At 59.0% G+C, this 18198-nt stretch carries 23 protein-coding genes; 13 read left to right on the top strand and 10 right to left on the bottom strand.

From position 1 onward, the window contains the following. Window positions 1-30: 30 nt before the first annotated feature. Entirely contained in the window at window positions 31-978 is a 948-nt protein-coding gene (locus tag CXF97_RS00480; RefSeq protein WP_101155152.1) for an ABC transporter substrate-binding protein, read from the bottom strand. 155 nt (window positions 979-1133) lie between these two features. Between CXF97_RS00480 and CXF97_RS00485 the strand changes: the two genes are divergently transcribed. After that, the gene (locus tag CXF97_RS00485; RefSeq protein ID WP_101155154.1) at window positions 1134-1814 is read left to right on the top strand and encodes an SOS response-associated peptidase; all 681 of its coding nucleotides are present in this window, start codon (window positions 1134-1136) and stop codon (window positions 1812-1814) included. A gap of 262 nt (window positions 1815-2076) precedes the next feature. Further along, window positions 2077-2349, top strand: coding sequence for a hypothetical protein (locus CXF97_RS00490; RefSeq protein WP_101155156.1), 273 nt, complete (start codon window positions 2077-2079; stop codon window positions 2347-2349). 44 nt (window positions 2350-2393) lie between these two features. On the opposite strand, the gene CXF97_RS28140 is transcribed toward CXF97_RS00490, so the two are convergent. Next, window positions 2394-2537 carry a hypothetical protein gene (locus CXF97_RS28140; protein ID WP_178081126.1) on the bottom strand — a complete coding sequence of 48 codons (144 nt, stop codon included), beginning with the start codon at window positions 2535-2537 and terminating at the stop codon, window positions 2394-2396. Window positions 2538-2666: 129 nt separating this feature from the next. On the opposite strand from CXF97_RS28140, the gene CXF97_RS00495 reads away from it, so the two are divergent. After that, on the top strand, window positions 2667-3053 hold the full coding sequence (locus CXF97_RS00495; RefSeq protein WP_101155158.1) for a DUF2784 domain-containing protein: 387 nt from the start codon (window positions 2667-2669) through the stop codon (window positions 3051-3053). Here the strand turns inward: CXF97_RS00495 and CXF97_RS00500 are convergent. Continuing rightward, window positions 3050-3577 carry a DUF3087 domain-containing protein gene (locus CXF97_RS00500; RefSeq protein WP_101155160.1) on the bottom strand — a complete coding sequence of 176 codons (528 nt, stop codon included), beginning with the start codon at window positions 3575-3577 and terminating at the stop codon, window positions 3050-3052. The genes CXF97_RS00495 and CXF97_RS00500 overlap by 4 nt on opposite strands. Window positions 3578-3800: 223 nt before the next feature. Between CXF97_RS00500 and ppnN the strand changes: the two genes are divergently transcribed. Further along, entirely contained in the window at window positions 3801-5174 is a 1374-nt protein-coding gene (gene ppnN, locus CXF97_RS00505; protein WP_101155162.1) for a nucleotide 5'-monophosphate nucleosidase PpnN, read from the top strand. 201 nt (window positions 5175-5375) lie between these two features. Here ppnN and CXF97_RS00515 read toward each other — a convergent pair whose 3' ends face one another. Further along, complete coding sequence (locus tag CXF97_RS00515; protein WP_101155164.1) at window positions 5376-6779, bottom strand: FAD/NAD(P)-binding protein; 1404 nt, start codon at window positions 6777-6779, stop codon at window positions 5376-5378. Continuing rightward, window positions 6780-7343, bottom strand: a complete 564-nt coding sequence (locus CXF97_RS00520) for a helix-turn-helix domain-containing protein (protein WP_101155375.1) — start codon at window positions 7341-7343, stop codon at window positions 6780-6782. An 85-nt stretch (window positions 7344-7428) separates the two neighbouring features. Between CXF97_RS00520 and CXF97_RS00525 the strand changes: the two genes are divergently transcribed. From CXF97_RS00525 to CXF97_RS00555, 7 genes are all read left to right on the top strand, one after another. After that, complete coding sequence (locus tag CXF97_RS00525) at window positions 7429-8364, top strand: DMT family transporter (RefSeq protein ID WP_101155166.1); 936 nt, start codon at window positions 7429-7431, stop codon at window positions 8362-8364. 223 nt (window positions 8365-8587) lie between these two features. After that, a complete protein-coding gene (locus CXF97_RS00530) occupies window positions 8588-11506 on the top strand; it encodes a monovalent cation/H+ antiporter subunit A (RefSeq protein WP_101155168.1) in 2919 nt (972 codons plus the stop codon). Then, entirely contained in the window at window positions 11506-11850 is a 345-nt protein-coding gene (locus tag CXF97_RS00535) for a Na+/H+ antiporter subunit C (protein ID WP_016775082.1), read from the top strand. Before CXF97_RS00530 ends, CXF97_RS00535 begins: the two co-directional genes overlap by 1 nt. Beyond that, window positions 11847-13526, top strand: a complete 1680-nt coding sequence (locus CXF97_RS00540; protein WP_101155170.1) for a monovalent cation/H+ antiporter subunit D — start codon at window positions 11847-11849, stop codon at window positions 13524-13526. Before CXF97_RS00535 ends, CXF97_RS00540 begins: the two co-directional genes overlap by 4 nt. Beyond that, a complete protein-coding gene (locus tag CXF97_RS00545) occupies window positions 13523-14011 on the top strand; it encodes a Na+/H+ antiporter subunit E (protein WP_101155172.1) in 489 nt (162 codons plus the stop codon). Before CXF97_RS00540 ends, CXF97_RS00545 begins: the two co-directional genes overlap by 4 nt. After that, the gene (locus CXF97_RS00550; protein ID WP_016775085.1) at window positions 14008-14286 is read left to right on the top strand and encodes a K+/H+ antiporter subunit F; all 279 of its coding nucleotides are present in this window, start codon (window positions 14008-14010) and stop codon (window positions 14284-14286) included. Before CXF97_RS00545 ends, CXF97_RS00550 begins: the two co-directional genes overlap by 4 nt. After that, window positions 14283-14663, top strand: coding sequence for a Na+/H+ antiporter subunit G (locus CXF97_RS00555; RefSeq protein ID WP_101155174.1), 381 nt, complete (start codon window positions 14283-14285; stop codon window positions 14661-14663). The genes CXF97_RS00550 and CXF97_RS00555 overlap by 4 nt, the downstream gene beginning before the upstream one ends. A gap of 25 nt (window positions 14664-14688) precedes the next feature. Here the strand turns inward: CXF97_RS00555 and CXF97_RS00560 are convergent, their stop codons facing one another. From CXF97_RS00560 to CXF97_RS00575, 4 genes are all read right to left on the bottom strand, one after another. Then, window positions 14689-15129, bottom strand: a complete 441-nt coding sequence (locus CXF97_RS00560; RefSeq protein WP_101155176.1) for a DUF3995 domain-containing protein — start codon at window positions 15127-15129, stop codon at window positions 14689-14691. Window positions 15130-15221: 92 nt separating this feature from the next. After that, window positions 15222-16238 carry an ABC transporter substrate-binding protein gene (locus CXF97_RS00565; RefSeq protein ID WP_101155178.1) on the bottom strand — a complete coding sequence of 339 codons (1017 nt, stop codon included), beginning with the start codon at window positions 16236-16238 and terminating at the stop codon, window positions 15222-15224. Between the two features lie 125 nt (window positions 16239-16363). After that, window positions 16364-16561, bottom strand: a complete 198-nt coding sequence (locus CXF97_RS00570) for a hypothetical protein (RefSeq protein WP_101155179.1) — start codon at window positions 16559-16561, stop codon at window positions 16364-16366. Beyond that, a complete protein-coding gene (locus tag CXF97_RS00575) occupies window positions 16558-17007 on the bottom strand; it encodes a hypothetical protein (RefSeq protein WP_178081130.1) in 450 nt (149 codons plus the stop codon). The genes CXF97_RS00570 and CXF97_RS00575 overlap by 4 nt, the downstream gene beginning before the upstream one ends. A 478-nt stretch (window positions 17008-17485) precedes the next feature. On the opposite strand from CXF97_RS00575, the gene CXF97_RS00580 reads away from it, so the two are divergent. Further along, window positions 17486-17698 carry a hypothetical protein gene (locus CXF97_RS00580; RefSeq protein ID WP_256589658.1) on the top strand — a complete coding sequence of 71 codons (213 nt, stop codon included), beginning with the start codon at window positions 17486-17488 and terminating at the stop codon, window positions 17696-17698. Window positions 17699-17749: 51 nt separating this feature from the next. Further along, window positions 17750-17989 (top strand): DUF2789 family protein, encoded by a 240-nt coding sequence (locus CXF97_RS00585; protein ID WP_101155185.1) that lies wholly within the window; start codon window positions 17750-17752, stop codon window positions 17987-17989. Window positions 17990-17994: 5 nt separating this feature from the next. On the opposite strand, the gene CXF97_RS00590 is transcribed toward CXF97_RS00585, so the two are convergent. Next, entirely contained in the window at window positions 17995-18198 is a 204-nt protein-coding gene (locus CXF97_RS00590; RefSeq protein ID WP_101155187.1) for a hypothetical protein, read from the bottom strand.

The following is an 18198-nucleotide window of genomic DNA, read 5'->3' on the forward strand; positions in this document are numbered from 1 at the left end:
GTACACAGGGTTTGGTTCCAGTGCTGGTTTTCAGCGCGTCAAGGCGTTTTGAAATGAAGTGTCGATAATGCCCGCCGTGGCCAGCGGGGCCGGTAGTGCCTTGACTTTGAACAGGAAGTCCGCCGTGCTCTGCAAATCCGCTGCCGCCTGCTGATCCACCGGCCCGACGGTCATGTGCGCCTGGCGCAACCAGTGCCGCGAGACTTGTTGATCGAGATTGGCCTTCTTCGCCCAGAGGTCGGCGTACTCGTCGGTGTGGTTATCCACCCAGGCGCGCGCCTGTTTCAATCGTGCGAGAAAATCGGCAATCGCCGCACGCTTGCTGTCGATGGAAGGCGTCGACGCAGCGATGGCGCTCAACCCCGGCATCAGGTTTTTCGCGGTCAGAATCGGTCGAGCGCCGGAGAACACGATCTGTTGCGAGATATACGGCTCCCACACTGGAAAGGCGTCGATGCTACCCTGCGGCAGAGCGGCGGCCGCGTCGATCGGCATCAGCTTGACGAAATCAACGTAGTTTTCCGGCAGACCGCCCTGCTCCAGCGCACGCAGGGTCAATTGCTGACTCCAGGCTCCGGGCCAGTAAGCGACTTTTTTGCCCTTGAGGTCGGCGATGGTTTTCACTGGCGAATCCTTGGGCACCAGCAAGGCAATGGTGTCGGGGTTCTGCCGCGATACGCCGATCAGTTTCACGGGTGCCTGCCTGGCAGCAAGGAACAGGAAGCCTGAATCGCCGAGAAACCCCAGATCCAGCGAGCCGGCCTGCAACGCCTCGGCGAGCGGTGCGGCAGCCTGGAAATGTTTCCAGTCAACCGTGTAAGGCGCGTCCTTCAACACACCTGATGCCTCAATCGAAGCGCGGATGTTGTAGTAGTTTTGATCGCCCACATGCAGGACCACTGGCTCCGCAGCGTAGGCAAGTGGGGAGGTCAACAAGGCAGCGCTCAGCACGCGGCGGAGCACACGAGAAAGCTTCATGGCGAGTCCTGCAGAAGTGGTTTGCATAGACCTTAACGCTCTTGATTTTTATTTTTAAATTCTAATTTCGCATAACGTAAGCTCGTTATTTTCACATTGATAAAGGCGATGTTCGGGCGCGACTAGACTGAAAACTCCTTGAGGAGATTTCAGCCATGTGCGCAAGACTCACCCAGTACTGCGGGATTCATGATTTCGTCGCGGTGCTGAACATGCCCGACGCGTTGATCAATCACGTTGGTGACGCGCCGCTGAATCGCTACAACGCAGCGCCCACCACTGCGCTGGCGGTTCTGCATCAACACGAACAGTCCGTTCATGCCAACGATCTGCGCTGGGGCTGGCGCCCGCACTGGGCGAAGAATCGTGCCGCGCCCATCAACGCTCGGGGGGAAAAAGTCGGCCACGGCGCGTTTTTCAGGGCGATCTGGCGGCAGCGGCTGATCGTGCCCGTCGACAACTGGTTTGAGTGGGTTGATAGCGGGGAAAAATCCCGACAGCCCTGGTTGATTCGTCGGGCGGATCACGCCCCGGTTTTCTGTGCTGGCATCGGCCAATTTCCTGCACCGGGAGTTCTACCAAGGGAGGACGACGGATTCGTCATCATCACCGCCGACAGCCTGGGCGGCCTGCTCGATATTCATGATCGCCGTCCCGTGGTCTTCGATGCGCAACATGCTCGTGAATGGCTTGATCCGGCTACGTCACACGAGCGCGCCGAGCAGATGCTGCTTTTTGAAGGCGAGCCCAGTGATGCCTTCGAATGGCACAAAGTCGGCAAAGCGGTCGGTAATACGCGTAATCAAGGTGCGCATTTGATAGAACGCGTCGACTAGATCATTCCACCATCCCAGCGTTGTTCAAACGAGCCCACTGCAGAATCCCTCGCGTTACAAAAAGTGTTTCAACCGCGAAACAACAACTCTTGAACGCCCTTCGATCTGGCTAACCGCCTGTCTGACATTTCGACAGTCATACATACATTTTCGCGCGCTGCGGATAGCATGCGCGCCGCCTTTCCGATTGGTATACCAATTGACCAAAGAGTCAAAGAAATCAGGAATCCATCAACAACTTTCAAGCCTTGCAGAGAAATAAGTGAGCGACGATTTTGCAATCAAACAGGTCAGCGGCCTGAAGTGTGTCCATCTGTCCAAGACAGAACGCCTGGAACTCGACTGTTTTATCGGCCATTACATCAAGACCCGAAACTTGCACAGCGTGCCCGACATCGAACGCACCCTGCGCAACGCCCTCGAGGGTTATCCCGGCCACCCGCCGGTGATGGTCAATGAGCTCAATGCTTGGATCGACAGGACGTTGGGGTACCGAGCAACTTACCCGGACTTCACGCAGCTGGAAGACCTCTGAAATGCAAAGAGCCCCGCTGATGCGGGGCTCTTTGCAGGTGCAATTCAAGGCTTGAGCGGACGCTCCTGATCGCGGTCAGACAGCTCGCGACTGTCGTCGTGCTTCCAGGTTTTTTCCTGCCTCTTTTGCCGCTCGATCTCTTCCTCTGTTGGCTCATCCTGATTCGGACGCGTTTGCTCGTTTGCCATGTCCACCTCACTCAGAACAGTTGATCATCCCTGAAAGGGTAGAACATTTTCCCACGCCGGAATTCACCCACGATTTCAGCTCCGCACGGCGTACCATAGCGCTCTCAGAACTTACGTCAGGAAGACGCCATGCTGTACCGAATCGCCGCCGACGGGCTGGTGCTGTTTCACTTGTGTTTCATCTTGTTCGTGCTGTTCGGCGGGCTGCTGGTGCTGCGCTGGCCACGGCTACTGTGGCTGCACCTGCCAGCGGCCGCCTGGGGCGTGGCGGTTGAGGTGCTGCACTTGAACTGCCCGCTGACCTATTGGGAAAACCTGATGCGCCACGCGGCCGGGCAGACCGAATACGCTGGCGGTTTTATCGAGCATTACATCTGGCCGATCATCTATCCGGCAGGTCTGACGCCGCAGATTCAATTGGCCCTCGGCAGTGTGGTGCTGGCGGTCAACCTGCTGGTATACGCACGACTGCTTCGTTCGTGGAAACTGCGCCGCGCCCGGCGCATTCCGTTTTAACGCGAAGCCGTTTTTAACGTCTCCAGCCACTGCGGATCGAAGCGTGGTTGGTCTGGATCAAGACCCAGCGCCTGCATTCGCGCCTTGTGCTGTTCGACTTCCTCACGCAATTGGCCGTGATCGCTGGAATTGCCGTCCAGCTCGTGCATCTGCAGCAATCCGAGGTGGTAGAAACGCAACACCTTCATCGCTGTAGGATCGTTGCGTTGCACCGCGGCGGTTACTTGATGCATCACGTTAGTGATGCTCATCAGGTTGCGTTTGAGGCGCCAGCTGTACACCGCCGGGGCCATCCAGGTCTGGTGCCAGAAACGCCCGCGCAACAGCGCCGCCGTCAGCAGGAATGCCACAAATACGCCGCCAACATTGAAGCGCAGATTATCCCCGTCCGGTTCACCAAACAGAGCCACAGCGACAGACGAAAACAACATGGCCAACAGCAAAAACAGCACAGCGATGATGACTGTGCTGCGGCGGGTCTGCTGACGAAAGGTAGCGGGGTCCATCGGCTGAATCTCGAACATCAAAAATGACTTCCCTGAGTGACAAAAGGCGCAACGCAAAAAACTCGCCGACGCATTATCGCATCGCACAGGGTTTTAGCTATGCTGGGGCTCCTTTTCATCTTTTCAGCGTCCAACGGGGACATGGCGGTACAGCGCAGATCGTGCCATCTTCATTCATGGATACACACTATTCGGGTGCTCTTCGCTGCGTTGCGGATGGCATCGTTTTAAGGATCACTGCATGACCCAACGACACGTAATCAATGCCTCGGTCAGCCCGAAAGGCAGCCTGGAAACCCTTTCTCAACGTGAAGTTCAGCAACTGAGCGAAGCCGGATCCGGCAGCACCTACACCCTCTTCCGCCAGTGCGCCCTGGCTATCCTCAATACCGGCGCGCATGTCGACAACGCCAAGACCATCCTCGAAGCCTACAAGGACTTCGAAATCCGTATTCACCAGCAGGATCGCGGTGTACGCCTTGAGCTGCTGAACGCTCCGGCCGACGCGTTCGTCGATGGCGAGATGATCGCCAGCACCCGTGAAATGCTCTTCAGCGCCCTGCGCGACATCGTCTACACCGAGAACGAACTCGACAGCCAGCGCATCGATTTGAGCAACTCCCAAGGCATCAGTGACTACGTGTTTCACCTGCTGCGCAACGCCCGCACCCTGCGCCCGGGCGTCGAACCGAAGATCGTGGTGTGCTGGGGCGGCCACTCGATCAACACCGAAGAATACAAATACACCAAGAAAGTCGGCCACGAACTGGGCCTGCGCAGCCTCGACATTTGCACCGGTTGCGGACCGGGCGTGATGAAAGGCCCGATGAAAGGCGCAACCATCGCCCATGCCAAGCAGCGCATCCATGGCGGTCGCTACCTCGGTCTGACCGAGCCAGGCATCATTGCCGCCGAAGCGCCTAACCCGATCGTCAATGAGCTGGTGATCCTGCCGGACATCGAAAAGCGCCTGGAGGCCTTCGTCCGTGTTGGCCACGGCATCATCATTTTCCCGGGCGGCGCCGGTACTGCCGAAGAGTTCCTGTACCTGCTCGGCATCCTGATGCACCCGGACAACGCAGGCCTGCCCTTCCCGGTCATCCTCACGGGACCGAAGCATGCCGCGCCGTATCTGGAACAGCTGGATGCGTTTGTCATTGCGACCCTCGGCGAAGCGGCCAAGCAGCATTACGAGATCATCATCGATGACCCGGCCGAAGTAGCGCGCCAGATGAATCAAGGCCTGAAAGCGGTGAAGCAGTTCCGCCGCGAACGTAACGATGCGTTCCATTTCAACTGGCTGTTGAAAATCGATGAGGGCTTCCAGCGTCCGTTCGATCCGACCCACGAAAACATGTCCAACCTGAAACTGCACCGCGACCAGCCACCGCATGAACTCGCGGCCAACCTGCGCCGGGCGTTCTCCGGGATTGTGGCCGGCAACGTCAAGGACAAGGGCATTCGTCTGATCGAAGAGCACGGGCCGTATCAGATCCGTGGGGATGCGGCGATCATGCAGCCGCTCGATGCACTACTCAAAGCCTTCGTCGCTCAGCACCGGATGAAACTGCCGGGTGGCGCGGCGTATGTGCCGTGTTACCAGGTCGTCGCATAACACCAGGCTGTCACACAAACCCAATGTGGGAGATGGCTTGCCAGCGATAGCGGTCTCTCATTCAACAGAGACGTTGAATCAGATGACGCTTTCGCGAGCAAGCTCGCTCCCACAGGGTTTATGGTGTGGCGTAAATTGTATCCACAACCTCAATCCCCCCTCCGGGAGCAGGCTGCTCGCGAAAAGGCCCAACAGGATCCCTCATTCTTTCAGGCTATTCACCAAGCGCCCAGCCAATGCCTTGGCCTGCAACGCCACATCCGTCACCGCCGTACTCTCCCACCACATCCCACGCAATGGCGGGCCCATCGCAAACAGCTGAGAACTCACGCGCCCTTCGGCATCGACTACCGCACCGTCCACCGCTGCGATGCCTAACGCCAGAGGCCCCGGCTGCACCAGTCCGCGCGCCAGTAATTGCTGCGGCAATGGCCGAGCGACCCGTCGCCAGTCATATTCGATGCCGCTGGAGTTGATCAGCGCCGCACCGCTTACGACGCAAGTTTCGGCCTCACCGCGCGGACGAATACCAATCCTCACAGCATCGTCAGTGCCGGGCTCAAGCCCTGTGAACGACGCGGCATGAATGCGCAAGCGCCCTTCGTTGTGCAGCCGCTCGATCAATTCGGCACTCAGCGGTGGCGAGCGGTGATGGTGACTCTCCCACCACGGCCGCACATGCCGTACGAATTGTCGACGCTGCACGTCGGTCGCCTGACTCCACAGACGTGCAATATGCGCCCGAACCGTGTCCAGTGGCGCCTGCCAATCGATACCCTGAGCGATGGCGTCGCGACAGTGCCGACGCAGTTCGCGCAACAGCTGGCGGGGTGTGCGGATGCGCTCATCCTGCGCCAGAAAATCTGCCCAGGCCGGCGGTTGCCGGCGCACATGCGGCAGCAGGCCATGCCGGGAGAAGACCTCGATCGGCCCGCGATGCCCGGCCTGCTCCAGCGACACCACGGCATCGACCATGGTCAGACCGGAACCGATGATCAACACGGTGGATTGCGGGGCGAGTTGGCGCATGGTCGCGACATCCCAAGGATCGAGCGCAGCTGCGTTAAGGCCACTGGACTGTGTCTGTGGCGTGCGAGCGGCGGGAAACATGCCGGTGGCCAACACGGCCCGGGATCCGCGCAAAATCCGTTCATCGCTCAAGGTGAGCTGCACTGAACCAGCATCGACTTGCAGGTCGACGGCCTCCGCACGGACGTGTTCAACGAACGAACCTTGCTGCGCGCCGACCGCCCGTGCCTCAGCCAGACGCTGTTGCACATAGACCCCGAACAAACCACGCGGAGGAAACAGTTCACTGACTGGCACATCCTGCTCAGCCGACTCCGGCCAGCCGCCGGCCGCAATATGTTCCCTCAACCACTGTGTCAGGTCGTCGGGATTATCCGGGTCGACGCTCATCCGCGCCGCGTTGCCGTTCAGGGTATGCCCCAGCTCGACCGCGCTGTAAGCCTCACCACGTCCCAGTTCATCACGCGGCTCGATGAGCAGAATCCGCCGTTGCCCAGGCAGGCGTAACAATTGCACCGCCAGCATCGTGCCGCTGAGGCCGCCGCCGATGATCAGGATGTCGTCAGGCTGCTCCATTCAGATCACCACATTGCGCACGAACCACGCTGCGACTTCGCCATCGTTGCGGTAGGAGTGCGGTTGATTACTGGCGAACATGAAAAACTCTCCTTTATGGATGTGCTGCGGCTGATCGCCCAGCATCAGCGTCAGGCAACCTTCAAACACGTAAATCTGCTCGCTCCAGCCATCGGCATCCGGTTGCGAGGGGTAGACCTCACCCGGTTGCAGGCACCATTCCCACTGTTCGACTTCACGGGTCGCGGTGGCTTTGGACAGTAGCACGGCTCTGCTGCCCGCTATAGTGCCCGCCCAGGCCACCTCGTTGATCCGGCTCGGATCGCGCGCCTCGGGCGCCTGAATCAGATCGCTGAAGGCCACCTCGAGCGCTTCGGCAACTCGATCAAGCGTGGTCAGACTGACGTTCTTTTCGCCCGCCTCGATCGCCACCAGCATCCGTCGGCTGACCCCGGATTTTTCTGCCAGCGCGGTCTGGCTCATGTCCGCAGCATGGCGCAGGCGCCGGACGTTCTGGCTGACGTGTTGCAGGACGGAGGCTCGCTGAGTTGAATCTTTGTGCACTATATTGCTCACTCGATGGGGTTGGGCAGTATACTGCGCAACGTTGGCGGCATTGTGCGGCCTCCCTTTTACAGTGCGCAAGGTCATGATGTCGCCGAACATTTCTCCCTCCCGAATCCGCTTTTCCCGTTTCAGCAAAGCCGAGTGTGTGCTGGTACTGATCACCATGATCTGGGGCGGCACCTTTCTGCTGGTGCAGCACGCCATGACTGTCAGCGGCCCGATGTTTTTCGTCGGCCTGCGCTTTGCCGCAGCGGCGGCGATCGTCGCGCTTTTTTCCTGGCGCCACCTGCGCGAGTTGACCTTGTTCGAAGTGAAAGCCGGGTCGTTCATCGGTGTAGCGATCATGCTCGGTTACGGCTTGCAGACGGTCGGGCTGCAAAGTATCCCGAGCAGCCAGTCGGCGTTCATTACTGCGCTGTATGTGCCTTTTGTGCCGCTGCTGCAATGGCTGGTAATGGGAAGGCGCCCGGGATTGATGCCAAGCATCGGGATCATGCTGGCGTTCACCGGGTTGATGTTGTTGTCGGGCCCTTCGGGTGCGTCCTTGAATTTCAGCCCAGGGGAAATTGCGACACTGATCAGCGCCGTAGCGATTGCTGCCGAAATCATTCTGATCAGCACGTTCGCCGGGCAGGTGGACGTGCGACGCGTGACCGTGGTGCAACTGGCCGTGACCGCGGTGTTGTCGTTCTTGCTGGTGGTGCCGACCGGTGAAGTGATTCCGGATTTTTCCTGGTTGTTGCTCGCGACGGCTTTAGGCCTGGGCGCAGCCAGTGCGGCGATTCAAGTGGCGATGAATTGGGCACAGAAAAGTGTTTCGCCGACTCGCGCGACGTTGATCTATGCCGGTGAACCAGTATGGGCGGGAATCGTCGGACGGATGGCCGGGGAACGGTTGCCGGCCATTGCGCTGGTGGGTGCCGGGCTGATTGTTGTGGCGGTGATTGTCAGTGAGCTGAAGACCAAAGGAAATATGGTTCAAGCCCAGGATGAGCGGGAGCGGAAAACGCTTGGCTAGGTTGCGCGCCCCTTTAATATCGCGAGCAGGCTCATTCGACGCGTTGCATATAGCAGGAGTGATCCTGCTCGCGATAAGGCGATCAACGGTAAATTCGCCTCGTTGAAACAACACTAAACATAAAATTTGAGACTACTTTGTAGGATTCTGAGACATCCTCGCATTTGGTGATCGGGGAGCTGGCACGTATGATGCTTCACAAACTTCCGCAGATTAGAAGCCTATGTCCCTGATAGTTCTACTGCTTCTGCCATTCGTTGGCAGCTGTCTGGCAGCTGTCCTGCCGCACAATGCGCGTAATGCCGAATCCCTGCTGGCGGGCCTGGTCGCTTTGATCGGCACCGTTCAGGTCGCGTTGCTGTACCCGCAAATCGCCCACGGCGGCGTGATCCGCGAAGAATTCATGTGGTTGCCCAGCCTTGGGCTGAACTTCATTTTGCGCATGGATGGCTTTGCCTGGCTGTTCTCGATGCTGGTGCTGGGCATCGGCACACTCGTCTCTTTATATGCCCGCTATTACATGTCGCCGGACGATCCGGTGCCGCGCTTTTTCGCGTTCTTCCTAGCGTTCATGGGCGCCATGCTTGGCCTGGTGATTTCCGGCAACCTGATTCAGATCGTGTTTTTCTGGGAGCTGACCAGTCTCTTCTCGTTCCTGCTGATCGGCTACTGGCATCACCGCGCCGATGCGCGGCGCGGTGCTTATATGGCGTTGATGGTCACCGGTGCAGGCGGGTTAAGCCTGCTGGCGGGGGTCATGATCCTCGGCCATGTCGTAGGCAGCTACGACCTCGACAAGGTCCTGGCCGCCGGCGATCTGATTCGCGCACATGCCCTCTACCCCGTTCTTCTGCCGCTCATCCTGATTGGCGCGCTGAGCAAAAGCGCACAATTCCCCTTTCACTTCTGGCTGCCCCACGCCATGGCAGCGCCGACGCCTGTCTCGGCATATTTGCACTCAGCGACCATGGTCAAGGCCGGGGTCTTTCTCCTTGCACGATTGTGGCCATCGCTGTCCGGCAGTGAAGAATGGTTCTACATCGTCAGCGGTGCCGGCGCGTGTACGCTGTTGCTCGGCGCGTACTGCGCGATGTTCCAGAACGATCTCAAAGGTCTGCTGGCCTACTCGACCATCAGCCATCTCGGCCTGATCACTTTGCTCTTGGGCCTCAACAGTCCACTGGCTGCGGTCGCAGCGGTTTTTCACATTCTCAATCACGCCACGTTCAAAGCTTCGCTGTTCATGGCCGCCGGCATCATTGACCACGAAAGCGGCACCCGCGACATCCGCAAACTCAGTGGCCTGATCAAACTGATTCCCTATACGGCGACGCTGGCCATGGTCGCCAGCGCCTCAATGGCCGGGGTGCCGTTGCTTAACGGTTTCCTGTCTAAGGAAATGTTCTTCGCCGAAACCGTATTCATCAACGCCACCGCATGGGTGGAAACCAGTCTGCCGATCGTCGCAACCATCGCCGGCATGTTCAGCGTCGCGTACTCGCTGCGGTTCACTGTCGACGTATTCTTCGGCCCCACCGCCACCGACCTGCCGCACACCCCGCACGAGCCGCCACGCTGGATGCGCGCCCCAGTAGAATTGCTGGTCTTCACCTGTCTGCTGGTGGGGATTTTTCCGGCGCAAATCATCGGGCCATTGCTTGCGGCTGCGGCACTGCCGGTGGTTGGGGGCGTGTTGCCGGAATACAGTCTCGCCATCTGGCACGGCCTGAACGCACCGATGATCATGAGCCTGGTCGCCATGACCGGCGGCATCCTTCTGTATTTGTTGCTGCGCAAGCAGTTCAAGCTCGGTCGCTTCAAGTACCCACCATTGGTGGGGCGCTTCAACGGCAAGCGGCTGTTCGAGCGCAGTCTGGTGGTGATGATGCGCCTCGCCCGGCGCGTCGAAAGGAGACTGGGTACCAAGCGACTGCAGATGCAGCTCTTTCTGATGGTATTGGCCGCCGTGCTCGCCGGTCTGATCCCGATGCTGCACAGCACTCTCACTTGGGGCGAGCGACCGAAAATCCCTGGTTCCATCGTCTTCGTGACCCTGTGGCTGCTGGCGATCGCTTGTGCGCTCGGCGCCGCATGGCAAGCCAAGTATCACCGTCTCGCCGCCCTGACCATGGTCAGCGTTTGTGGCCTGATGACCTGCGTGACTTTTGTCTGGTTCTCGGCCCCTGATCTGGCGCTGACGCAACTGGCGGTCGAAGTGGTGACCACGGTGTTGATCCTGCTCGGCCTGCGTTGGTTGCCGCGACGCATTGAAGAGGTTTCTCCGCTGCCAGGCAGCCTGCGCAAGGCGCGCATTCGGCGTCTGCGCGACTTGCTGCTGTCGATTGCGGTCGGTGCGGGTATGGCGCTGCTGTCCTACGCCATGCTTACCCGGCAGACGCCTAACCACATTTCGTCGTTCTACCTCAGCCGCGCCCTGCCCGAGGGCGGCGGCAGCAACGTGGTGAATGTGATGCTGGTGGACTTCCGTGGTTTCGACACCCTTGGCGAAATCACCGTACTGGTCGCCGTGGCGCTCACCGTGTTCGCGCTGCTGCGCCGCTTCCGCCCGCCGAAAGAAAGCCTGCAATTGCCGGCCCAGCAACGCTTGCTGGCACCCGACGTGGTGACGGATCTGGTCAACCCGCGTTCGGCCAGTGACACCGCGCTTGGCTTCATGATGGTGCCGGCGGTGCTGGTGCGTCTGCTGCTGCCCGTCGCACTGGTGGTGTCGTTCTATCTGTTCATGCGCGGGCACAATCAACCGGGCGGCGGCTTTGTCGCCGGGCTGGTGATGTCGGTGGCTTTTATCCTGCAGTACATGGTCGCAGGCACGCAGTGGGTGGAGGCGCAAATGAGCCTGCGCCCATTGCGCTGGATGGGCACCGGGCTGTTGTTCGCCACTGCCACCGGTCTCGGTGCGATGCTGGTGGGCTATCCGTTTCTGACCACTCACACGTGGCACATCAGCGTGCCGTTGCTCGGCGATATTCATATCGCCAGTGCGCTGTTTTTCGACATCGGCGTGTACGCCGTGGTGGTCGGGTCGACACTGCTGATCCTCACCGCCCTCGCCCACCAATCGGTGCGCGGACACAAGACTGCATCGCTGCCCAAATCCGTCGCCAGCAAAGGAGCCGTCTGATGGAAGAAGTCATCGCAATCGCCATCGGCATTCTGGCCGCGTCCGGAGTCTGGCTGATCCTGCGCCCGCGAACCTTTCAGGTGGTCATGGGCCTGTGCCTGTTGTCCTATGCCGTCAACCTGTTCATTTTCAGCATGGGCAGCCTGTTTATCGGCAAGGAGCCGGTGATCAAGGACGGCGTAACCCAGGATCTGCTGCACTACACCGACCCTTTGCCCCAGGCGCTGGTACTGACGGCCATCGTCATCAGCTTCGCCATGACCGCGCTGTTTCTCGTCGTACTGCTCGCCTCGCGCGGCTTGACCGGCACCGACCACGTCGACGGCCGGGAGCCTAAAGAATGATGGTGATGACTCACTTGATCGCCGCTCCGATCCTGCTGCCGCTGCTGACCGCCGCGATCATGCTGATGCTGGGCGAGAAGCATCGGCCGCTGAAGGCCAAAATCAACCTCTTCTCCAGCTTCCTCGGCCTGTTCATTTCGGTGATGCTCCTGCAATGGACGCAGACCACCGGTGTGCCCGGTTCCATAGGCGTTTATCTGCCGGGCAACTGGCAGGCCCCCTTCGGCATCGTTCTGGTGGTTGATCGTCTGTCGGCAATGATGTTGGTGCTGACCGGCGTGATCGGCGTCAGCGCGCTGATGTTTGCCATGGCTCGCTGGGACGGCGCCGGCTCAAGTTTCCACGCGTTGTTCCAGATTCAATTGATGGGTCTGTATGGGGCGTTTCTGACGGCGGATCTGTTCAACCTGTTCGTGTTCTTCGAAGTGTTGCTTGCCGCATCCTACGGCTTGTTGCTGCACGGCTCGGGCCGGGCGCGAGTGTCGTCGGGGCTGCATTACATTTCGATCAACCTGTTGGCATCGTCACTGTTCCTTATCGGCGCGGCGTTGATTTACGGCGTGACCGGCACGCTGAACATGGCCGATCTGGCGATGAAAATCCCGCTGGTGCCGGAAGCCGACCGTGGTTTGCTGCATGCGGGGGCAGGGATTCTTGCGGTGGCGTTTTTGGCGAAGGCTGGCATGTGGCCGCTGAATTTCTGGCTGGTGCCGGCTTATTCCTCGGCCAGCGCGCCGGTGGCGGCAATGTTCGCGATCATGACCAAGGTCGGTGTTTATACGCTGCTGCGCCTGTGGACCCTGCTCTTTTCAGGTCAGGCCGGCGCTTCGGCGTTCTTTGGCGGCGACTGGCTGATTTATGGCGGCATGGCGACCATGGCCTGCGCAGGGCTGGCAGTTCTTGCCGCGCAACGCCTTGAGCGCATGGCCAGCCTGAGCATTCTGGTGTCGGCGGGCATCCTGCTCTCGGCGACCGGTTTCGCCCAACCAAACCTGATTGGCGCTGCATTGTTCTATCTGGTCAGCTCTACCCTGGCGCTGAGCGCGCTGTTCCTGCTCGCCGAACTGATCGAGCGCTCGCGCTCGGCCAATGAAATTCCACTTGAGGACGAAAGCGAACTGCTGCCGCGTCCGCAGGAATCGCTGCAGCCGCCCAAGGGCATCAACCTCGACGACGAACAGAAAGCCGTGGTCGGCCAAGTCATCCCGTGGACCATGGCCTTTCTCGGTTTGAGCTTTATCGCTTGCGCCCTGTTGATCATCGGCATGCCACCGCTGTCCGGCTTCATTGGCAAGCTCAGTCTGATCGGCGCATTGCTCAACCCCTTGGGACTGGGTACCGAGGCGCCACTGTCTCCCGGCGCATGGGGACTGTTGGCGCTGTTGATCCTGACTGGTCTGGCCTCCCTGATGGCTTTCTCTCGCCTGGGCATCCAGCGTTTCTGGACGCCGGAAGAGCGTCCGTCACCGTTGCTGCGCAAACTCGAATGCGCGCCGATTTTCCTGTTGCTCGGGCTGAGCATCGCCTTGACTTTCAAGGCTGAACCGCTGCTGCGCTACACCCAGGCCACGGCCGAAGCGCTGAACAATCCGCAGCAATATGTGCTGGCGGTCCTTGGCACTCGAGCCGTACCGAGCCCGCAAGCCAGAGTCGACATGCTCGAGGTGCAGCCATGAATCGACTGTTTCCGGCGCCGTGGTTATCGCTGGCCCTGTGGATTCTGTGGCTGACCCTGAACCTGTCGGTCAGCCCGGGCAACCTGTTACTCGGCGCCGCACTGGGTTTCGCCGCGCCGCTGATGATGCGCAAGTTGCGACCAAAACGTGCGCGCATCCGTAACCCCATGGCCATCCTGCGCCTGTTCCTCCTGGTCGGCCGTGACGTGATCATGTCCAACCTGATCGTCGCCTGGGGCGTACTTAACGCCGGACGTCGCCCGCCCAACTCACGCTTTATCAAGGTGCCGTTGGACCTGCGCGATGCTCATGGCCTGGCGGCGCTGGCGATGATCTGCACCGTGGTACCCGGCACCGTGTGGTCGGAACTGGCGCTGGACCGCAGCGTTCTATTGCTGCACGTCTGGGACCTGAACGACGAAGCGCAGTTCATCGAGCACTTCAAGAGCACTTACGAGCGCCCGCTGATGGAGATTTTCGAATGAGCCCATTGCTGTCGAATGCGATCCTGCTGACGCTGTTCCTGTACTGCGTAGCGATGGCGCTGACCCTGGTGCGTCTGTTCAAGGGACCGTCAGCTCAGGATCGTGTACTGGCCCTGGATTACCTGTACATCGTCGCCATGCTGATGATGCTGACGCTGGGCATTCGTTACGCCAGTGATACCTATTTCGAAGCGGCGCTGCTGATCGCTCTGTTCGGCTTCGTCGGCTCGTTTGCACTGGCAAAATTCCTGCTGCGTGGAGAGGTCATCGAATGAATGCCGAATTGTCTTTATGGATCGAGATTCCGGTGGCGACTCTGCTGGTGCTCAGCGGCTTGTTCACGCTGCTGGGCGCGACCGGATTGCTGCGCATGAAGGACTACTTCCAGCGCATGCATCCGCCAGCACTGGCCTCGACAATCGGCGCCTGGTGTGTGGCGTTGGCGTCGATCATCTGTTTTTCAGCGCTGAAGTCCGCGCCGGTGGTGCACGCCTGGCTGATCCCGGTCCTGTTGGCCATCACCGTGCCGGTGACCACCCTTTTGCTGGCGCGGGCAGCGTTGTTCCGCAAGCGTATGGCTGGAGATGATGTGCCGGCTGAGGTTAGTAGCCGTCGGACTGAGAGCGGTAGCTCGCCAAGGTTTGGGCCGTGATCGGACGATCGCTTGCTCCTGCCTTTCAGACCCAAGCCACCGCCAAAAGCCCCGCTCCTAAAAGCGCACACAACGGCGAGTACACCCACGTGTCCAGTCGCGCAAATCGCGAATCCTTCACTTCCTTGAAAAAGCCGACCAGATTCGAGTCACCGATGGCTCGGGCAAACATCAGCAAAGCAATCGCGCTGATGACCCATTGCAGTGCCTTGTGCCGCACAGCCGGCATTCCCCAACCGACCCGCATGCAAACCAGCGCCGCGATCACCAGCAGCGCAGCCGCCACTAACAAGGTCAGCCCGCCTGACGGCTTGAACGCCGGGCGCACTGTGGCAACGAAGCCCGACACCGGCACTTGCGGTACCACCACAGCAGCCGCCCATTGCCCACCCAAAGCCCAATACACGTGCATCAGGCCGATTACTGCGAAGACAGCTACCAGCCATTGAGCCAACACAAAGGTCATGGTTGAAATCCTTCAAAGGGATTTGAACAAACCATCGTAGTCGGGTTTTCCAACCATGCACGACCGGTCGGCGGTACGGTGGCCTGACCGTGTTATTTCAGATCAGCCGTCACTTTGTCAGCCACATCCTTGGGCAGCCACGCCTGCCACACATCCGGATGCGCCTTCATGAAGGCTACCGCCGCCTCACGGGGCGCGGTGTGCTTGTCACTCATGTCTGCCAGTGCTTTGTTCAGTGGCTCGATTGGAAAATCAACCTTGCTGAAGAACTCGGCGATCTGCGGATTCTGCTTTTGGAACGGCGTAGACACACCAATCGACAGCTTCGATGCCAGCGAGCGGGTCGGTTCAGGATTGGGATTATCGGCGTCGGTCAGCGTCTTCCACGCTTCGGCGTCGAACGGCGGCTCTTCCAGTTGCACCAGTTTGAATTTGCCAAGCAGAGGCGTCGGCGACCAGTAATAGAACAACACGGGTTTGCCGCGACGAATCGAAGAGCTGATTTCGGCATCCAGCGCGGCACCCGAACCGCTGCGGAAGTTAGTGTAATCGTCCTGCAAGCCATACGCGGTGAGCTTCTGCTTGTTGACCACTTCCGACGTCCAGCCGATAGGGCTATTGAGGAAACGCCCTTTGCCCGGGCTTTCAGGATCCTTGAACACGTCTTTGTATTTCTTCAGATCAGTGACACTGCGCAGATCTGGCGCCAGCGGCTTGATGCCTTTGGCCGGGTCGCCCTTGATTACATATTCCGGCACCCACCAACCTTCAGTGGCGCCTTTTACCGTATCGCCCAGGCCAACGACTTTGCCCTCGGCCTCGGCCTTTACCCAGACCGGACTGCGCCCGGCCCACTCTTCGCCAATTACCTGAATGTCATTATTCGCCAGTGCGGTCTCAAGGGTAATGGTAGTGCCCGGCAGTGTATCGGTCGGCAAGCCGTAGCCTTTCTCGACAATCACCCGCAGCACCTCGGTAATAAGGCTGCCGCTTTCCCAGTTAAGGTCGGCAAAGTGGATCGGCGTCTGTGCCGCCTGCAGCGATTGCGCCGACGTCAGCAAACCGAAGGTGGCCACGCTGGCGGCCAGTAACCGTCGAAATCCGTTCATGCATCGCACCTCGTGCTGTTCACAGCAATGGCAGTTGGCCTGACAGAAACGCAAGCCTCTGAATGACTCAGTCAACTGACTTTAGCCGAGGTTCCTGCTTTTTTCGGGATGGGATGCGCGCAAGGTTACGTTTCAGACTTTTCCTGCAGGCTGTGCAGCTCACGTCTGACCATGCTGGCGTAAGCCGCCGGTTGCAATGCATAAATTTGCGTCGCCACCCAATTCAGCCAGGCACCTTGCAAATCGGCCTTTCGGGCGAACAACCGCTGCGCTTCTTCGCGTGCGCTGTCGAGGTTTTGCAAATGGAAGTCTGCTCGATTCACTCGCTGGCCTTGAAGGTCACCAGTTCGCCCTTGCGCCATTTGGCGGCTTTGGCGGTAACCGCTTTCAAGGTCTTGGTCAGGCCGTCCTGCAGCTGCTCATTGGCGGCGAACACGGTAACGACACTATGGCCTTCCTTGAACAGGATCGCGTGACCGTCGGCCGTACTGACAAACGCGTAGTCGCCCAATCCGTAAACCGACAGCTTGATGTCGCGAAAGCGAATGTCCAACTTGCCGCCTTCACGACTAGGGAGGACCGATGCAATGAAATGGTCGCCTACCTTTAGTTTGAGTCCCGGTTTGTCATCGACCACCAACGCACTTTCGGTATCGATTTCGGCGATGTAAATGCCTTCGGCGTTTTGCTCGGTGATGTAAACAAAACGTGATTGGAATTGCTTGACCAGCTTTGCACGCAAATCACCCAGCACGAACAAAGCATGCATATCGAGGTTACTGACTGCCAAAGAAACATCCCCACATTTGAAAAACCGCTGCGAAAAACGCCCACGGCAAAGAAACGGCAAGGCCGATGAAAATTGCAAAACACTCAAAAACCTGACGCGAGCAAAGCGCTCTCCAATCGCGAGGTTCGTAGACTACTGGATTGTCATGAGTGAAATCTGCTCTGAAATCGCCAAAGCCTGAAGGAAAAAGCCTCAAGTACGACTAGAGCAAATCTGACTACGAACTTTAGGGAAATTTCTCACGAAAAAAAGCACTTTTCCGACATATCGCTGGCGAAAAATTGCTTTAGATAAGCCACGTCGTCAGCAGGTTCTGGCGATTTTAGAGCAGCGATGCTCATTACGACTACCCGCAACGGCCGCTAATTCCCGGCCCGACTGATGAAAAGGACTTCATATGTGCACTTTGACTCATTTTGCCACGTCGGCTGACGCGCGAATCAACCCATCTCTGGCAATGCAAGTAACCGACCTCCATAACCCACCGACATCTTCTAACAATCAGCAGACTCCGCACTTTCAGGTGGTGCCGGCGGGCATCGCCTTCTTTCATATCAAGGAAATATCCACCGGCCGTGTCAGAGGTTTCCGCGGCAATCACAACGAAGCATGCGCCCTCGCCCGCTCGCTTGAATCAAAAATCGAACTCCACGCCAGCACCTGCCTCTGATAAGGGGAGTGAAATGAACAAGCCGCACCGGCACCGACCCAGGAGTAGATGATGGAACTGCCAACCGAGCTCAACCTGACCACCCTTTTCGAACAGCTGGGCCTACCGTCTGATGAAGCGTCGATCAACGATTTTGTCGAGGCCCATCCATTGGACCAGGACACGAAACTCATTGATGCCGATTTCTGGACGCCCCAGCAGGCGCAATTGCTCAAGGAATGGCTGCGTGCGGATGGCGAAGAAGCGCCGATCGTCGATGAGCTGAACGTACGTTTGCATCGCGGCAAATAAGGCGATCAGTGCAGGCTGTCGCCGGGCTCGATGTTCATTTGTTCGAGCCAGGCAGCCTTGCACTCCTCCGCCTCATCGCGACTGGCGAACGCTGTGCCGCGTCGCTCACCATTGAGCAAAACCACCCAGCACACACTGCGCCCCATCGCTCGTAATCCGGCCGGAACACCGCTGCCGATCATCACTGCCACGTCTAACCTGCACTGCAT

Source organism: Pseudomonas sp. Choline-02u-1 (assembly GCF_002836515.1).
GTDB lineage: Bacteria > Pseudomonadota > Gammaproteobacteria > Pseudomonadales > Pseudomonadaceae > Aquipseudomonas.

Excerpts from the sequence above, each read along its gene's own strand:
- CXF97_RS00580 (WP_256589658.1), top strand. The coding sequence starts at position 17,486 with ATGCAAGTAACCGACCTCCATAACCCACCGACATCTTCTAACAATCAG.
- CXF97_RS00480 (WP_101155152.1), bottom strand. The coding sequence starts at position 978 with ATGAAGCTTTCTCGTGTGCTCCGCCGCGTGCTGAGCGCTGCCTTGTTG.
- CXF97_RS00540 (WP_101155170.1), top strand. The coding sequence starts at position 11,847 with ATGATGGTGATGACTCACTTGATCGCCGCTCCGATCCTGCTGCCGCTG.
- CXF97_RS00585 (WP_101155185.1), top strand. The coding sequence starts at position 17,750 with ATGGAACTGCCAACCGAGCTCAACCTGACCACCCTTTTCGAACAGCTG.
- CXF97_RS00485 (WP_101155154.1), top strand. The coding sequence starts at position 1,134 with ATGTGCGCAAGACTCACCCAGTACTGCGGGATTCATGATTTCGTCGCG.
- CXF97_RS00535 (WP_016775082.1), top strand. The coding sequence starts at position 11,506 with ATGGAAGAAGTCATCGCAATCGCCATCGGCATTCTGGCCGCGTCCGGA.
- CXF97_RS00495 (WP_101155158.1), top strand. The coding sequence starts at position 2,667 with ATGCTGTACCGAATCGCCGCCGACGGGCTGGTGCTGTTTCACTTGTGT.
- CXF97_RS00530 (WP_101155168.1), top strand. The coding sequence starts at position 8,588 with ATGTCCCTGATAGTTCTACTGCTTCTGCCATTCGTTGGCAGCTGTCTG.
- CXF97_RS00590 (WP_101155187.1), bottom strand. The coding sequence starts at position 18,198 with ATGCAGTGCAGGTTAGACGTGGCAGTGATGATCGGCAGCGGTGTTCCG.
- CXF97_RS00515 (WP_101155164.1), bottom strand. The coding sequence starts at position 6,779 with ATGGAGCAGCCTGACGACATCCTGATCATCGGCGGCGGCCTCAGCGGC.
- ppnN (WP_101155162.1), top strand. The coding sequence starts at position 3,801 with ATGACCCAACGACACGTAATCAATGCCTCGGTCAGCCCGAAAGGCAGC.
- CXF97_RS00500 (WP_101155160.1), bottom strand. The coding sequence starts at position 3,577 with ATGTTCGAGATTCAGCCGATGGACCCCGCTACCTTTCGTCAGCAGACC.
- CXF97_RS00555 (WP_101155174.1), top strand. The coding sequence starts at position 14,283 with ATGAATGCCGAATTGTCTTTATGGATCGAGATTCCGGTGGCGACTCTG.
- CXF97_RS00545 (WP_101155172.1), top strand. The coding sequence starts at position 13,523 with ATGAATCGACTGTTTCCGGCGCCGTGGTTATCGCTGGCCCTGTGGATT.
- CXF97_RS28140 (WP_178081126.1), bottom strand. The coding sequence starts at position 2,537 with ATGGCAAACGAGCAAACGCGTCCGAATCAGGATGAGCCAACAGAGGAA.
- CXF97_RS00565 (WP_101155178.1), bottom strand. The coding sequence starts at position 16,238 with ATGAACGGATTTCGACGGTTACTGGCCGCCAGCGTGGCCACCTTCGGT.
- CXF97_RS00575 (WP_178081130.1), bottom strand. The coding sequence starts at position 17,007 with ATGCATGCTTTGTTCGTGCTGGGTGATTTGCGTGCAAAGCTGGTCAAG.
- CXF97_RS00525 (WP_101155166.1), top strand. The coding sequence starts at position 7,429 with ATGATGTCGCCGAACATTTCTCCCTCCCGAATCCGCTTTTCCCGTTTC.
- CXF97_RS00550 (WP_016775085.1), top strand. The coding sequence starts at position 14,008 with ATGAGCCCATTGCTGTCGAATGCGATCCTGCTGACGCTGTTCCTGTAC.
- CXF97_RS00560 (WP_101155176.1), bottom strand. The coding sequence starts at position 15,129 with ATGACCTTTGTGTTGGCTCAATGGCTGGTAGCTGTCTTCGCAGTAATC.